A 13360-nucleotide genomic window follows, 5' to 3' on the forward strand; every position below is an offset into this window, starting at 1 on the left:
CCGACGAGTTCGAGGCCATCTACTACGCTCACCACCATCCCCACGAAGCCCTAGCAATCAACCGCTGAGGTCTCCACCAAAGCCGGGGCGATTCAGGTGGTGCTCCACCTGCTGCCCTGGTATCCGGCGGGCTGGGCGACGGCAAGACGGGATGTGCAGGCGGGCGGGGTGCGGGTTTGCTGTGAGCCTTCCATCATGGAACTCATGGGACAGAACGACATATCGCCGGCTGCCGCCGACGCCGTCGAGACCCGCGAAGATCTTGCCCGCTACGTTGAGGCCATCCACACAGAGTTGGTCAACGGAGCAGTCTGGGAGAACGACCGCCTGGAGCGCTTCTTGGACGCGTTGGCCGCATGGATCAGGGCGTCCCCTGGCTACTACACGAACACGGGGCGTCCCGTCCCGGACGATGCCTCCTGGTCGTTCTTCGCCAACGCGCTGGGAGCGGCAACGATCTACGAGTAGGTCGTGCCGGCTGCGCGCCCGTCAGCGGAGGAAACAAGGGGATCTCGGGGAACCGCCGGCAGCCCCTCGCGTGCCCGTTCAGGAGGCGATCAGCGGGGAGTAGGAGCGAGTCAGCTGTGCTCATCTGCCTCATGAGCGGTCTCAGCGATGATGGAGGCCGTTACATAGAAGCCGTCCGGGGCGATCTGCGTCACTCCGTCGAGGCGGACTTCCCGCTCATCGGCAGTGATCACGTGGGCCTCGAAGTGGGAGTACCTGAGATCCTGCGACCAGACCCGTTCCAGCTCCGCGGCGAGCTCTGCCATCGAACACCCCGGCACCGCCTGGCACGTAGCAGCGATCAGGCTGCTCCTGTCGCCGGTACGGCGAACCGACACCTCGTTGATCAACGGCGACTGCCACAGGTAGGCGTCGAAGTCCATCGCCATGCCATCCAGGTCGTCCCCGGCGCTCGGGAAGGACTCGCTCATCACCGACTGCTTCACCGCGGCGAACTCCGCAAGGTCCATCGAGGAAGCGTCCCATCTCCACGTCACGCCACGATCACCGTGCGATCGGCCAGTGTGACCTCGGCGGGGAACGGACCATTCGTCGGATCGGATGGCCAGCTCCGATGAGGGGAAAGGCCACCTCCCGGCGGGAGGTGGCCCTCACGGTAAAGGAAGGGGTCAGGCTCGGGCGGTCACCAGGGTCGCCGCGGTCTCCGAGTGGACGCCGGTCTCATCCGTGCAGTGCGCCAGGTTGGCGCGTACGGCGGCCGTGAGGTCGGCGCGGAGCGAGCCGATGTACGGGCTCACCGCGGAGAAGTCGAACAGGCAGCAGATCGCGTCAGGCCCGCCGGCAACGGTGACCGGCAACGTCCATTCACGCAGCTCGACGTCGGCGAAGCCCGCCTCCCTCGCCAGCGTGGCCACCTCGGCCCCGGGCAGGGACCAGGGCTCCTGGAAGAGGTCCGCCTTGTCGGGGCCGAGGACCGAGGCCACGGCGTCGTGCAGGGCGCGGAAGAGCGGGTTGCGGTGCAGCGGCTGCCAGGTGGCGATGGCGATCCGCGCGCCGGGGCGGGCGGCCCGTCGCATCTCGGCCAGCGCCGCGCCGCGGTCGGGGACGAACTGCAGGACCTGCTGCATGGTGATCAGGTCGAACGCCTGGTCGGAGACGTGCAGCAGGGTGGCGCCGCATTCCGCGTACTGGATGGGGGCGCCGTCGACGGGAGGGAGTTCGGCGGCGAGGGCGAGCATGGCGGGGTTGAGGTCGGTGCCGACCACGGCGCCGGTGGGGCCGACCGCCTTGGCCAGCGCCCGGGCGACGGTGCCGGGGCCGGTGCCGACGTCCAGTGCCTTGGTGCCGGGGGCCGGCGCCAGCGCTTCGACCAGGTGCTCCGCCCACGGTTGGAAGATCGACGGGAGCAGGATGTCCTTGTACGGGCGCACCTGGCTGACATCGAATGACGTGTCCGCGGTCATGGTGGCCCGGGACCTCGTGGCCGCTTCCATGGTCTCGGCGAGGATGTCGACCTCGTCGGCGGAGTTGTACAGGTAGAACGAGGCCCGGATCGCGGCGGGGACGCCGAACCGGCTGCACGCGAGTTGCGCGCAGTGGTTGCCGGACCGGACGGCGATGCCCGCCTCGTCCAGGCTCGTCCGCATACGTTGCAGCGGGATGCCGTCCACCACGAACGAGAGCAGCGGCAGCCGGTCCACGGTATCGGTCGGGCCGATGAAGCGGACGCCGGGCACGTCGCCGAGCCGGTCCAGCGCGTACTCGATCAGGGCCTGGTCGTGGGCGGCGATCGCGTCCATACCGATCTTGCTCAGGAAGTCGCAGGCGGCGCCGAGGCCGACGGCCTGCGCGACCGGGGGCGTGCCGGCCTCGAACTTGAGCGGGGGCGCGGCGTAGTGCATGGCGTCCACCGCGACGTGCTCGATCATCTCGCCGCCGCCGAGGAAGGGCGGGAGCGCCTCCAGGAGCTCGTACCTGCCCCACAGGGCGCCGATCCCGGTGGGGCCGCACATCTTGTGGCCGGAGAACGTGACGAAGTCGGCTCCCAGCGCGGTGACGTCGATGCCGAGGTGGGGGACCGACTGGGCCGCGTCGACGACCATGAGGGCGCCGACCTCGTGCGCGCGGGCGGCGATCGTGGCGATGGGATTCACCGTGCCGAGGATGTTCGAGGCGTGGACGACCGAGACGACCTTGGTCCGATCGTTGATCTTCTCGCGCAGGTCGGCAAGGTCCAGGCGGCCGTCGTCGGTGATGCCCAGGTATCTCACCTTCGCGCCCACCCGCTCGGCCAGCAGCCGCCAGGGGATCAGGTTGGAGTGGTGCTCCATCTCGGTCAGGACGATCTCGTCGCCGGGGCCGACGCGGAGCCGCCCGTCCGCCCAGATGACCGCGTTGGCCAGCAGGTTGACGGCCTCGGTCGCGTTCTTGGTGAACACGATCTCCTCGGCTCGCGGGGCCCGTACGAACGCGGCGATCTTGCTTCGGGCGCCTTCGTACAGCTCGGTCGCCCGTACGGCCAGCCGGTAGACGCCGCGGTGCACGTTCGCGTTGGCGCGGATGTAGTAGTCGTTCAACGCGTCCAGGACGACGGCGGGTTTCTGCGTGGTGGCGGCGCTGTCGAGGTAGACGGGTGGGCGGGAACCGTCAGGGGCGGTTTCGAAGAACGGGAATTCCTTCCGAATCGACTCGACGTCGATCGCCATCGTGGTCTCCTCCTGCCGAATGGTGTAGCGGCAGTGTCGGCGGAGCCCGACCGGCTGGATCCAACTGGAGTTGCGTCTTCGCGACCCTCCAGAATAGCCGACATTTCAGGCGGGTATGGGCGGCAAAGAGTTGCCGTCATTTCCGGCCATCGAGGGCCTGGAAATTCGTCACCTAATGTGGCGATATGGTCGGCGATTTCTTGGTGGACGGCGCGCGGATCATGGCCAGACGCCGCTCGCGCGGCCTTACCAGGCGAACCCTGGCCGACCTGGTCGGCTGCAGCGAGGAATGGCTCCGGCTGGTCGAGAACGGGGTGAAACCCCTGGACCGGCTGTCGACCATCATGCGGATCGCCGAAGTGCTCCGCGTCGAGGACCTCTCCGAGCTCGTCGGCGGCCCGACGAAACTCCCACCCGCCCGCGACCCCGGCGAATCCGACGACGTGGGGAACGCGCTGCTGCTGCCGGGCCGGTTCACCGGTGAGGCGGCCGAGAGCGTGCCGCGGGTGCGGCACCATGTGATGGCGGCGTGGGAGATCTGGCAGCGCTCGCCCCGCCGCTACACCGAGACGCGCCGCCGCCTGCCGCCGCTGCTGTCGATGGCCGATCTGTCGGCCAGGAGCGCCACCGGCGCGGACCGGGAAGCCGGTACGGCCGGCCTCACCCAGGTGTACCGGCTGTTCGCGGCGCTGCTGCGAAGCTGCGGCCAGCACGCCCTGGCCCTGGTCGCCGCCGACCGCGCGGTGGCCTCCTCCGGAGGCTCGGCGATCACCCAGGTCGAGGTGGCGGGCGTGCTCGTCTCGCTCGGCCGGTACGCCGACGCGCACTGGCTGTGCCAGGCGGTGATCGGAGACCGGCCCGAGTCGCTGGAAGTCACCGGGCTCTGCTACCTGACGGCCGCGCTCGCCGCTGCGGAGGAGAGCGACGTGCTCCGCACCGAGGAGCTGCTGAACCACGCCCGCAAGATCGGTGATCGGCTGGGCCCGGAGTTCGCGTTGGAGGTGGAGCTGCACCGGGTGGCGGTCTCGGTCCGTACGGGCCGGTACGCGCAGGCGATCCGCCTGGCGGCGGGCGTCGACGTGGACCGCCTCCCCGACAAGGACCGCCAGGCGCGGCACCTGCTGGCCGTGGCGACCGCGCACGCGATGGACGGCGACTCCGGCGCGGCCATGGCGCTGCTGTGGCGGATCGTCGAGGGCTGCCCGGAGGAGCTGCGGTTCAACGCGGACGCCGGGCCGGTGCTGGCCCGGTTGCGGGCGATGGACTGCGAGTCGACCCGGGGCGAACTGCGGGAGATGACCCGGAGCACCGCTTGACGCCCAGGTCAGGTGAGGGGGTCTTCGTCGGCGGTGAGGGTGACGAGGTAGCCGATGAACTCCCGCTCGCCCTGGTTCGGAGTCCACCCATCGGCGGAGGTCAGCGGCGAAAGGACTCCGTCGACCGGGTAGGAGTAGGGGTCCTTCCCTTCGGCGAGCCGCATGCGGGCGTGGACCGCCGAGATGCCAGCGACCCGGGCTTCGACGCGCATCTGGTCGGGGGACGGCTCGTCGTGGTGCTCCTCGCTCCACTCGATCGTGGCGGCGGTCTCCTCGCCGAGGGCCTGGGCCAGCCACGCCCGGTCGGCCGGGACCAGGGTCCACGAGACCGTCGCGCCGACGCTGAACGGCTCGCCGCAGCACTGCATCTGCCAATCGGCGACCCAGACGTTCCATCTCATCCCGTCAGTCTCCCTCGTCGACCAGCCTCATTGCGCTCGGGGACTCGCCGGCTGACGTCGCTCTCTGCGACAGGTTCGCCCGGGCATGGGCCTCCACATCGGGATGCGGATCTTCGGCGAGTATCCGTAAGACGGCTTCCGGCGTGGTGGGGTCCATGGCCAGGCACCATCGCACGTAGATCGATCGATCACGGGCGAGGCGCCACAGCTCGTCGAGAGGGAGCCACTCCGGCTGCACCGCGGCTTCGCGCACGACGGCGGACCTGTCGTTCGCGAGAAGGCGAAGTTGATCCACCGTGAGGCGGAGGTTCCGCGCCGCACCGACGCGTACCTGCGGATCGGCGTCGGCCACGAGGGTGTCGAGGATGTCCGGGGCATCGGTATGCGCTGCCAGGCTCGCCCTGACGATCGCCGAGCGATCCCCGGCCAGTGCCGCATTGGTTTCCTCGTCCAGTCCTCGACGCCCAGCGAGCAGTTTGCGCAGAACCTCGTCCGCGGACCGGCAGATGGCACGGTGCAGCTCGGCGTCGGCGGCAGGATGGTCCGGCAGTGACCACCGGACCGACTGGTGAGGGTCTTCCATCAGCGCCACCAGAACGTCAGGTGGACAGGCGGGATTCTCGGCTACGGTTCGACGGGTCTTCAGGTCCGGGTCGCCGGCGAGTTCACGGAGCACGTCAGCCGGCGCATCGGCCCGAGCCGCGAGGGTCTGTCGAACCCTGCGCGAGGAGTCCGTGGTCATGGCCCGCAGGATCTCGGGGGGCGTACTGGGATCGCCTGCCACGCCCGCCCGGACGCCGACCTTCTTGGCGCGAGCGCGTACGCCGAGGTCAGCCATGCCGGTGCCGCCGGCTGCCTTCGAGGCGGTGGGCCCTTGGTGCACCGTTCAGTCCTCCCGTACGTGAGCATAAATCGCGGGATTTACCGGTACCTGGTGACGATAATGGCCGGCGTGACAGAGGTCCGGGTTGTGGTCGCCCATCGTGAGCGGGCGACGTTGCGTGCCGGTGACGTGTTCCTGAAGATCGACGCCGATCAGGCTCGCACCGACGTCGAGGTCGAGGCGATGGGCATGGCGCCGGTGCCCACCCCGGAGGTCCTGTGGCGCAAGCCGCCGGTGCTCGCGCTCGCCGCTCTCCCGGGGCGGGCGCTCGGCCGGCTGGGCGAGCCGTCGACCGCGTCTTCGGCGGCGTGGGCCGCGGCCGGCGCCGCCGTGCGCAAGCTGCACGAGGCGCCGCTGCCGCCGTGGCCCGGCCGGAGCCTCGACGAGGTCGCGTCGCAGCTCGACGGCGAATGCGAGTGGCTCGTGGCGAACGGCGTGCTTCCCGCCGACCTGGTCACGCGCAACCGCGAGGTGGCCGAGGCCGCGCTCCGGCCGTGGACGCCGGTGTTCACGCATGGCGATCTGCAGGTCAGCCACGTGTTCGTGGACGGGGACGAGGTCACCGGCGTGATCGACTGGTCCGAGGCCAGTCGAGGGGACGCCCTGTACGACCTCGCCACGCTGACGCTGGGACACGAGGAGCACCTGGACGACGTCGTCGCCGGCTACGGGGCGGACGTCGATCTCGACGTGATCCACGGGTGGTGGTCGCTGCGGAGCCTGCTGGGGATCCGCTGGCTGACCGAGCACGGCTTCGACCCGTCCCTGCCAGGCTGCGAGGTCGACGTGCTGCGCGCCCGGATGTGACGCGGCGCAGGAGTTCCGTACGGGGGTGGTCAGGGCAGGGCGTTGCGGATCCGGGCGGCGTCCTGGTCGAGAAGTTCGCGGGGGCGCTCCTTCCAGTCGGCCGTGACCGTCACGCCGTCACCCGGGAAGCGCGGCACGACGTGCAGGTGGAGGTGGAAGACCTCCTGACCGGCGGCTTCCCCGTCCGCCAGGGACAGGCGTATCCCGTCGCAGCGGAGCCCCGACCGGCGCAGGGCGGTCGCTATGCGCCGCGCCGCGCGCCAGATTGCGGCGCCGGTCGCGTCGTCGGCCTCCGCCAGGCTGGGGATGTGCCTGCGGGGCATCACCAGGACGTGACCGGGGGTGGCCGGTTGGTGGTCCAGGATGGCCACCACGGTTTCGTCGGCGTGGACGATGCCGGCCTCGGCCCGGCCTGCGATGATCGCGCAGAAGACGCAGGGTTCGTCGGTGCTCATGGCGTTCTGTGGGCGAGGAAGAAGGCTTGCGGGCCTGAGCGGGGTTTCTCGGTGTCGTCGGGCTCGCGGATGAGCCGCGCGTCGAGGACGAGCCCGGAGCCGGTCAGGAGTTCGGCGATGAGCTCGGGCGGCGTCCAGTAGATGTCGAGGGACAGCTCGTGGCCGTAGCCGCGCTGGGCGTGGCGGTGTTCGTCGCCGGCCTTGAACGCGATCAGGAAGTGGCCGCCGGGGGCGAGCACGCGGTGGATCTCGGCGAAGACGGTCGGCAGCACCGCCGGTGGGGTGTGGACGGTCGAATACCAGGCGACGGCGCCGCCGACGGCCTCGTCCGCCAGGTTCAACGCGGTCATCGTGCCTTCCTCGAACCGCAGCCCGGGGTACGTCCGGCGGGCGATCGCCACCATTTCCGGCGAGAGGTCGATGCCGAACGCGTTCACCCCGAGGTCCCGCAGGTGGGCGGTGATCCGCCCGGGACCGCAGCCGAGGTCGGCCACCTCACCGGTCTCCGGAGTCCGTACGAGTTCGGCGAAGGCCGCCAGCATGGCGCGGTCCAGCGGCTTGGTGTCGAGCTCGTCGCGGAGGAGTTCGGCGTAGTCGGCGGCGACGGTGTCGTACGCCTGCCGGGTGGAACTCAGGTAGGCGGGCTCGGTCATGGTCAAGGACCATAGCGCCGATATCATCGCCGTCGTGGCGGATTGGGAGCTTCGTCCGGCTTCGGCCGCGGACGTGGATGCGGTGGCCGAGTTGCGGGCCGTGGTGCTGAGGCCGGATCTGGAGCGGCTAGGGCGGTACGACGCCGTACACGTGCGGGAGCGGCTGCGGAAGGCGTTCACCCCGGCGCACACCTGGGTGATCGAGGTCGCCGGAGCCTGGTCCGGATGCGTGGCGTTGCGGCCCGATGGTGACGCGTACTGGCTGGAGCACTTCTACCTGGACCCGGCCACGCAGGGCAGGGGCATCGGCGGCGCCGTGCTGCGCAGCCTGCTGGAACGGTGTGACCGTGAGGGCGCCGTGGTCTGGCTGGACGTGTTGCAGGGCAGCGCGGCTCGGCGGCTGTACGAGCGGCACCGGTTCGCGGTGGAGATCGAGGACGAGGTGGACGTCTTCATGGTCCGCCGACCGTCGACGGGCGGGGTTCACCGCTCTCTCTGATGCGGGGGCGACGCGCGGCGCATCTCGTGCCTGATCGCCAGGCGGATCGTCCAATAGAGGCCGAAGAAGAAAAGCATCGCGGGGATGACCCAGAGCACCGCGATGAGAAGGATTTCAACAGCCCCGATATTCATCGTTCCTCCGTGCGGGGAAACCGGCGTGTGCTGCCATCATGGTGTCATGCCGGACGGGAGCACGGGAAAAGGCCGGGCGGGGGAGAGTGCGCTGCTGGCCGTGGTGAAGGAGGCCGAGCCTTTCGTCGCGCACTGGCGGCGGCGTTTCGATTCTTTCGCGGAAACGGGGGTTCCGGCGCACGTCACGGTGCTCGTACCTTTTCTGGACGCCGGCCGGATCGACGCGGCGACGGAGCGCGAACTCGGGCTGATTCTCGGCGCGCACGCCCCTTTCGCCGTCCGTTTCGAAAGGTGCGGCCGTTTTCCGTGGTGAAACGGTGGCCGGAGGCGCCTCCTTATGGCGGGCAGTTCGCGGAGGTCGTACCGCATCTCACGGTCGCTCATGGTCAGGACGAGCGGGTGCTCGGCGAGGTGGAGGCCGAGGTGAGCGCGCGGCTGCCGTTCGCGGCGCAGGTCACGTCGATCAGCCTTTACGTGAGTGACGGCGACCGGTGGCACGAGCGGGCCGAGTTTCCGCTTCTCGGCTGATCTCGATATCGCCGGAACCGCGCGCGTGTGAAGATGGGGCCATGAATGGGACGGCGGTTGCGGGGGAGTCCGCGTTACGCAGGGTCGCCTATCTGGTGGTGGTGCTCGTGGCCGGGGTGGCGTTGCTGGCCGGGGTCTTGATGCTGGCTCCGGGAAAGCAGGAACGGGCGGCTCTGGAGAATGAGCGTTTCGTACGCTCGGCCGCCGCGATGGAGGAGGTCGCCCGCACGCTCGGCGAGGGCGACGAGCTCGGGGCGCGGAATATCGGGGAGCTCTCGTTCGAGACGATTCACCGCGAGGACGACCTGGTCTACTTCGCACAGGGTCGGGACATGGACAATCAGCCTTATGGATATGTGTGGACGCCGCCGGGCGGGCCGCACTGGACGTTCGCCGAGCGGGAGGACGTCCGGCCGGTGCGCGGCCCCTGGTTCGAATACCACCTCAACGTGAATCTCACCGCCCCGGGCAGGTCGAAGTGAAAGCGGTCGTTCAGCGGGCGTACGGGTCGCCGGACCTTCTCGAGGTGCGCGAGGTCGACAGGCCGGCGGCCGGTGACGACGAGGTGCTGGTGCGGGTGCGCGCGGCGTCCGTCCATCCGGACGTGTGGCATGTCGTGAGCGGCCGTCCTTACGTGTTGCGCCTGATGGGGAACGGGCTGACCAGGCCGAAGCTGCGCATTCCCGGCACCGACATGGCGGGCCTGGTGGTGTCGGCGGGCAAGGACGTGAGCCGGTTCCGGCCGGGTGACGAGGTCTTCGGGGAGACGGTACGGGGTTACCAGTGGCGCAACGGCGGCGCGTTCGCCGAGTACGTCGCGGTTCCGCAGAGCGCGCTGGCGTCGAAGCCGGGCAATGTGTCGTTCGAGCAGGCGGCGTCGGTGCCGACGGCCGGGCTGATCGTCCTGCAGAACCTGCCCGAGGGGCGGGTGCGGGCCGGGCAGCGCGTGCTGGTCAACGGCGCGGCCGGTGGGGTGGGGGCCCTCGCCCTGCAACTGGCCAAGGCCGGCGGGGCGTCCGTCACCGGGGTCGACCACGGGGCGAAGCTGGATCTGGTGCGGGACCTCGGGGCCGATCACGTCATCGACTACACGCGGGAGGATTTCACCCGGACGGGCGAGCGGTACGACCTGATTTTCGATGTCCCGGGAAATCATTCCTTCGCGGACTGCCGTAAGGCGTTGACGCCCGACGGGATGTACGTCCTCATCGGGCACGACCATTTCGGCGGCGTCGGCAGCCGCTGGCTGGGGAGCCTGCCGCATTTCGTCCGCTTGATGGCGCTCTCGCCGTTCAGGAAGCAGTTGCCGAAGGTGAACGCCGCGACCCCCGACAAGCAGGCGCAGCTCGCCGTCCTGCGTGGACACCTGGAGTCGGGCGCGATCACGCCGGTGGTCGACAGGACGTTCGCGCTGGACGAGGTGCCCCAGGCCATCCGCTACCTGGCGGAGGGGGCGGCTCGCGGCAAGGTCGTCATCAGCCTTCCGGAGTGACGACGGCCCGCTCTGTTATGTGAACGTTACGGGACGCGGCCGGCGGCACCCCGACCCCGCCCACCGGCGCTCTGACCTGCGATGACGCATTCCCGTCAGCGGTCCCGGTCTCCTCGGCCGATTTTTTCCGCGTTATTGACCAAATTTGAGCGGCTTGGGCAGACTCTGCGGCACGCGCCGCTGTGCGGGAACGGGCCGCGCAGCCGGAGCCGACGTGGGAGGACGTTACTGATGACGAGTTCCGACAACCGGTTGTCCGTCGGCCGCAGGTCCCTGCTGACCGGGGTCGCCGGGCTCGTGGGGACGGCGGCGCTCCCCGCAGCCGCCGCACAGGCCGCTTCGGCGCTGCGCCGGCACCCGGCGAACTGGCCGGACCCGCAGCCCTACGGCCTCGCCGACACCCGGCCCGACCTGTGGCCGCGCCCGGACAACTCCTTCATCCTCCCGCTCGAACTGCGCCCCCGCGACCGCGAGCGCGGCCGGGTCTGGATGCGCGACACGTACGTCAACTGCTTCGTCGTCGGCGGACGGCCGGTCTACGTCGCCACCGGCACCACCCGCGTGCCCGGCCTGGAAGCGGCAGGGCCGTGGAACGACGGCATCTTCGTGTGGATCGCGCCCTCGTTGCGCGGGCCGTGGCGGCTCGTCGACACGACCGGCATCCGGCCCGGCGCCGAGAAGGGCAAGGTGTGGTCGCCCGAGTTCGCCGGCGAGAACCGGCCGGGGCGCATGGTCGTCGCGCCGTGGCAGGAATACTGGCACGACGACCAGTTCGGCAAGCGCGGCCAGGCGTGGGCGCCGGAGGTCCATTACGTCCGCGGCCGGTGGTACATCGTCGCGTGCATGGGTGACCATTCGCGCAAGGTCGGCTCGTTCATGCTCGTCAGCGAGGGCGGGATCGAGGGCCCGTACCGGCTCGTGGAAGGCAACCACGACAAGCCGTTCGGCGACCCGTTCATCGGCGGGCCCAAGTTCATCGAGCCCGGCGCCTACCACCACATCGACGGCAGCCTCTACACCGAGGGCGACGACGCCTGGCTGGTGCTGCACAACAACTTGTACGCCAAATTCCGGGACGACATGGAGGACATCGTCCCGGCGACCGGCCTGCCGCAGTTTCAGCAGCGGCTCTACACGCCGGAGCCTTATCTCGAAGGCGCGTACGTGTTCAAGCACGGCGGCAAGTATTTCCTCCTGCACGCGGCGTGGAACCGGACCTCGGTTAATGCCGACGGCAGCACCCGTTACGCCTACGACCCGCCAGGACCTGGGCGCACGCAATATCAATATGATGCGGTCATCGCCGTCTCCGACCGTTTCGAAGGCCCCTATTCGGAACGGTGGACCGCTGGGGTCGGGGCCGGGCACAACAACATTTTCGCCGACCGCAGCGGGCAGTTGTGGGCGACGTTCTTCCGCAACCCGAACTTCGGCTACTGGGCCGACCCGTCACGCCTGCCCGACACGGCGGTGCCCGGCGTCGTACGGCTGGAATGGACCGGCCCGCAGGGCAACCGCCTCTACGTCCAGCGGCGCAGGCCGGGTCACGCCGACCGCGACTGACCTGCGGTGACTACTGGGGTTCGAGCAGCAGGTAGTCGATCTTGCCGTCGTCACCGACGGAGATCCGCGTGTCGTACTTCTGCCCGGCCGGGATGGACGTCAGCCCGATCAGCTCGGTCGGCTTCGTGCTGCTCAACTCGTCCAGCTTCAGCCCGGCCAGGCCCTTGGCGAGCTCGTTGAAGCGCGCGGCCGGGATTTCTTTCAGGAAAGCCGGGCTGAGGTGCTCCTTGAGCTCGTCGCCGGAAATCGGAGTGCGGTTGACCGCGTCCAGATACCACTCCAGTTGCGTGCCGACCGCGCTGTCGGGAATGGCGATCGCCTTTTCTTCTCCGGCGGACGCGCACCCCGCCACGAGGACCGCGAACAGGGCGAGCGAAGCGGAAACCAGTCGCATCAGGACTCCCAGCGTGGAAAACCAGTCAGCGAATGCTAGCGACCGGCGCCGACATCACCGGAACCGTCGGTGGCGCGTCATGGCGGGCCGGGGTCAGGGCGTGTCGCCGCGCAGGCGGCCGTACACCCAGCCGTCGCGCCACGCGCCCGCCCGGAACTCGATCGAGCGCAGCACGCCCTCCAGCCGGAACCCGGCCTTCTCCAGGGACTTCTGCTCGGCGATGTTCTCCGGATGGGTGCGCGCCTCGATCCGCTCGGCCGGCGTGTGCGTGAACAGGTAGTCGCACAGCGCCGCCTGCGCCCGCCAGCCGACGCCGCGGCCACGCCAGTCGGGCAGCAGGGCGATGCCGATCTCCCAGTATTTCGCCAGGCCGTAGCCGCTCTCCCGCCAGTCGACGAACCCCGCGGTCCGGCCGTCCGCGGTCACGATGAGGCGGCTGTGGTCGGCGGCGAGGTAGCCGTCGAGGGCGAAGCGCCGCGCGTGGGCCCGGGCGTCGCGGAAACCGCCCCAGTCGAGCCCGATCAGGCCGGGCTCCGTCGCGAAACGGCGGAACATCTCCAGATCCGCCTCCGTCACCGGCCGCAGCTCGACGGACGACACCCCCACGACAAACCTCCCCGAATTCAGACGTTACCCATCATGCCACCGGGAGGCCGATTGGCGGGGTCCTTGATCCACGCGCGGATGCCGCGTCCGGCGAGCGGCTCCCCGGCGTACCGCGGCACCAGGTGGCAGTGCGCGTGCGCGACGCTCTGACCCCCGACCGGGCCGACGTTCCAGCCCACGTTCCAGCCGTCGGGCGCATGGGAGCCGGTGAGCCTGCGCTTCATCGCGTCGAGCAGCAGCCGGGTGGCCATCCACTCCTCGGGGGTCAGGTCGAAGACGGTTTCGCGGTGGGCGAGCGGGAGCACCATGGCCGAGCCTTCTGGGACGGCGTCGCGGCTGAACATCGCGTAGCAGTGCTCGTCGGCCAGGACGATGTCCGGCTCGATCCGGGGAAGGCAGAACGGGCAGTCGGGCATTCGATCATCATGCGGGAAGGGCCTTACTTTCGACAGGGGG

Annotated in this window: 17 protein-coding genes and 2 pseudogenes; 8 read left to right on the top strand and 11 right to left on the bottom strand. The window is 69.8% G+C overall.

Annotated elements, in window-relative coordinates:
- The first annotated feature begins 204 nt into the window (after positions 1-204).
- The gene (locus ACWDXC_RS41690; RefSeq protein WP_449992035.1) at positions 205-468 is read left to right on the top strand and encodes a DUF7660 family protein; all 264 of its coding nucleotides are present in this window, start codon (positions 205-207) and stop codon (positions 466-468) included.
- Between the two features lie 110 nt (positions 469-578).
- On the opposite strand, the gene ACWDXC_RS41695 is transcribed toward ACWDXC_RS41690, so the two are convergent.
- The 3 genes and pseudogenes from ACWDXC_RS41695 to ACWDXC_RS41705 form a co-directional block, all read right to left on the bottom strand.
- Positions 579-977: a hypothetical protein gene (locus ACWDXC_RS41695; protein ID WP_449992037.1), complete on the bottom strand. Its 399-nt coding sequence runs from the start codon at positions 975-977 to the stop codon at positions 579-581.
- A gap of 159 nt (positions 978-1136) precedes the next feature.
- On the bottom strand, positions 1137-1961 hold the full coding sequence (locus tag ACWDXC_RS41700; protein ID WP_449992185.1) for a class I SAM-dependent methyltransferase: 825 nt from the start codon (positions 1959-1961) through the stop codon (positions 1137-1139).
- A pseudogene (locus tag ACWDXC_RS41705) lies at positions 1944-3173 on the bottom strand (aminotransferase class V-fold PLP-dependent enzyme); the annotation flags it as partial. The gene ACWDXC_RS41700 and the pseudogene ACWDXC_RS41705, both read right to left, overlap by 18 nt.
- A gap of 185 nt (positions 3174-3358) precedes the next feature.
- Here ACWDXC_RS41705 and ACWDXC_RS41710 point away from each other — a divergent pair.
- Complete coding sequence (locus tag ACWDXC_RS41710; protein WP_449992039.1) at positions 3359-4489, top strand: helix-turn-helix domain-containing protein; 1131 nt, start codon at positions 3359-3361, stop codon at positions 4487-4489.
- A gap of 8 nt (positions 4490-4497) precedes the next feature.
- Here the strand turns inward: ACWDXC_RS41710 and ACWDXC_RS41715 are convergent, their stop codons facing one another.
- Both ACWDXC_RS41715 and ACWDXC_RS41720 read right to left on the bottom strand, forming a co-directional pair.
- On the bottom strand, positions 4498-4890 hold the full coding sequence (locus tag ACWDXC_RS41715) for a DUF6578 domain-containing protein (protein ID WP_449992042.1): 393 nt from the start codon (positions 4888-4890) through the stop codon (positions 4498-4500).
- Positions 4891-4894: 4 nt separating this feature from the next.
- On the bottom strand, positions 4895-5728 hold the full coding sequence (locus tag ACWDXC_RS41720; RefSeq protein ID WP_449992045.1) for a hypothetical protein: 834 nt from the start codon (positions 5726-5728) through the stop codon (positions 4895-4897).
- Positions 5729-5833: 105 nt separating this feature from the next.
- Here ACWDXC_RS41720 and ACWDXC_RS41725 point away from each other — a divergent pair, with 105 nt between their 5' ends.
- Positions 5834-6580, top strand: coding sequence for a phosphotransferase family protein (locus ACWDXC_RS41725; protein ID WP_449992047.1), 747 nt, complete (start codon positions 5834-5836; stop codon positions 6578-6580).
- A gap of 29 nt (positions 6581-6609) precedes the next feature.
- Here ACWDXC_RS41725 and ACWDXC_RS41730 read toward each other — a convergent pair whose 3' ends face one another.
- Both ACWDXC_RS41730 and ACWDXC_RS41735 read right to left on the bottom strand, forming a co-directional pair.
- Positions 6610-7035, bottom strand: coding sequence for an HIT family protein (locus ACWDXC_RS41730; protein ID WP_449992050.1), 426 nt, complete (start codon positions 7033-7035; stop codon positions 6610-6612).
- Positions 7032-7688 (bottom strand): class I SAM-dependent DNA methyltransferase, encoded by a 657-nt coding sequence (locus ACWDXC_RS41735; RefSeq protein ID WP_357584417.1) that lies wholly within the window; start codon positions 7686-7688, stop codon positions 7032-7034. Before ACWDXC_RS41735 ends, ACWDXC_RS41730 begins: the two co-directional genes overlap by 4 nt.
- 34 nt (positions 7689-7722) lie before the next feature.
- Here ACWDXC_RS41735 and ACWDXC_RS41740 point away from each other — a divergent pair, with 34 nt between their 5' ends.
- Positions 7723-8187 (top strand): GNAT family N-acetyltransferase, encoded by a 465-nt coding sequence (locus tag ACWDXC_RS41740; protein ID WP_449992054.1) that lies wholly within the window; start codon positions 7723-7725, stop codon positions 8185-8187.
- On the opposite strand, the gene ACWDXC_RS41745 is transcribed toward ACWDXC_RS41740, so the two are convergent.
- Positions 8172-8321: a hypothetical protein gene (locus ACWDXC_RS41745; protein WP_449992055.1), complete on the bottom strand. Its 150-nt coding sequence runs from the start codon at positions 8319-8321 to the stop codon at positions 8172-8174. The genes ACWDXC_RS41740 and ACWDXC_RS41745 overlap by 16 nt on opposite strands.
- A gap of 46 nt (positions 8322-8367) precedes the next feature.
- Here ACWDXC_RS41745 and ACWDXC_RS41750 point away from each other — a divergent pair.
- The 4 genes and pseudogenes from ACWDXC_RS41750 to ACWDXC_RS41765 all read left to right on the top strand — a co-directional run bounded on the left by ACWDXC_RS41750 (position 8368) and on the right by ACWDXC_RS41765 (position 11904).
- Positions 8368-8849: pseudogene (locus ACWDXC_RS41750) on the top strand (2'-5' RNA ligase family protein).
- Positions 8850-8890: 41 nt separating this feature from the next.
- Positions 8891-9331: a hypothetical protein gene (locus tag ACWDXC_RS41755; RefSeq protein ID WP_449992056.1), complete on the top strand. Its 441-nt coding sequence runs from the start codon at positions 8891-8893 to the stop codon at positions 9329-9331.
- Positions 9328-10341 (top strand): NAD(P)-dependent alcohol dehydrogenase, encoded by a 1014-nt coding sequence (locus ACWDXC_RS41760; protein ID WP_449992059.1) that lies wholly within the window; start codon positions 9328-9330, stop codon positions 10339-10341. The genes ACWDXC_RS41755 and ACWDXC_RS41760 overlap by 4 nt, the downstream gene beginning before the upstream one ends.
- 231 nt (positions 10342-10572) lie before the next feature.
- Positions 10573-11904: a family 43 glycosylhydrolase gene (locus ACWDXC_RS41765; RefSeq protein ID WP_449992062.1), complete on the top strand. Its 1332-nt coding sequence runs from the start codon at positions 10573-10575 to the stop codon at positions 11902-11904.
- Positions 11905-11914: 10 nt separating this feature from the next.
- Here the strand turns inward: ACWDXC_RS41765 and ACWDXC_RS41770 are convergent, their stop codons facing one another.
- From ACWDXC_RS41770 to ACWDXC_RS41780, 3 genes are all read right to left on the bottom strand, one after another.
- A complete protein-coding gene (locus ACWDXC_RS41770) occupies positions 11915-12298 on the bottom strand; it encodes a Cpe/LpqF family protein (protein ID WP_449992064.1) in 384 nt (127 codons plus the stop codon).
- A 93-nt stretch (positions 12299-12391) separates the two neighbouring features.
- The gene (locus tag ACWDXC_RS41775) at positions 12392-12904 is read right to left on the bottom strand and encodes a GNAT family N-acetyltransferase (RefSeq protein WP_449992066.1); all 513 of its coding nucleotides are present in this window, start codon (positions 12902-12904) and stop codon (positions 12392-12394) included.
- A 17-nt stretch (positions 12905-12921) separates the two neighbouring features.
- Positions 12922-13320, bottom strand: coding sequence for an HIT family protein (locus ACWDXC_RS41780; RefSeq protein WP_449992069.1), 399 nt, complete (start codon positions 13318-13320; stop codon positions 12922-12924).
- Positions 13321-13360 lie beyond the last annotated feature (40 nt).

It is taken from the genome of Nonomuraea sp. NPDC003214 (genome assembly GCF_053590035.1).

What these genes read in the sequence shown, in the direction of transcription:
- ACWDXC_RS41700 (WP_449992185.1), bottom strand. Translation starts at nt 1,961, where the DNA reads ATGGAAGCGGCCACGAGGTCCCGGGCCACCATGACCGCGGACACGTCA.
- ACWDXC_RS41765 (WP_449992062.1), top strand. Translation starts at nt 10,573, where the DNA reads ATGACGAGTTCCGACAACCGGTTGTCCGTCGGCCGCAGGTCCCTGCTG.
- ACWDXC_RS41735 (WP_357584417.1), bottom strand. Translation starts at nt 7,688, where the DNA reads ATGACCGAGCCCGCCTACCTGAGTTCCACCCGGCAGGCGTACGACACC.
- ACWDXC_RS41720 (WP_449992045.1), bottom strand. Translation starts at nt 5,728, where the DNA reads ATGGCTGACCTCGGCGTACGCGCTCGCGCCAAGAAGGTCGGCGTCCGG.
- ACWDXC_RS41695 (WP_449992037.1), bottom strand. Translation starts at nt 977, where the DNA reads ATGGACCTTGCGGAGTTCGCCGCGGTGAAGCAGTCGGTGATGAGCGAG.
- ACWDXC_RS41690 (WP_449992035.1), top strand. Translation starts at nt 205, where the DNA reads ATGGGACAGAACGACATATCGCCGGCTGCCGCCGACGCCGTCGAGACC.
- ACWDXC_RS41780 (WP_449992069.1), bottom strand. Translation starts at nt 13,320, where the DNA reads ATGCCCGACTGCCCGTTCTGCCTTCCCCGGATCGAGCCGGACATCGTC.
- ACWDXC_RS41770 (WP_449992064.1), bottom strand. Translation starts at nt 12,298, where the DNA reads ATGCGACTGGTTTCCGCTTCGCTCGCCCTGTTCGCGGTCCTCGTGGCG.
- ACWDXC_RS41730 (WP_449992050.1), bottom strand. Translation starts at nt 7,035, where the DNA reads ATGAGCACCGACGAACCCTGCGTCTTCTGCGCGATCATCGCAGGCCGG.
- ACWDXC_RS41755 (WP_449992056.1), top strand. Translation starts at nt 8,891, where the DNA reads ATGAATGGGACGGCGGTTGCGGGGGAGTCCGCGTTACGCAGGGTCGCC.
- ACWDXC_RS41745 (WP_449992055.1), bottom strand. Translation starts at nt 8,321, where the DNA reads ATGAATATCGGGGCTGTTGAAATCCTTCTCATCGCGGTGCTCTGGGTC.
- ACWDXC_RS41725 (WP_449992047.1), top strand. Translation starts at nt 5,834, where the DNA reads ATGGCCGGCGTGACAGAGGTCCGGGTTGTGGTCGCCCATCGTGAGCGG.
- ACWDXC_RS41710 (WP_449992039.1), top strand. Translation starts at nt 3,359, where the DNA reads ATGGTCGGCGATTTCTTGGTGGACGGCGCGCGGATCATGGCCAGACGC.
- ACWDXC_RS41715 (WP_449992042.1), bottom strand. Translation starts at nt 4,890, where the DNA reads ATGAGATGGAACGTCTGGGTCGCCGATTGGCAGATGCAGTGCTGCGGC.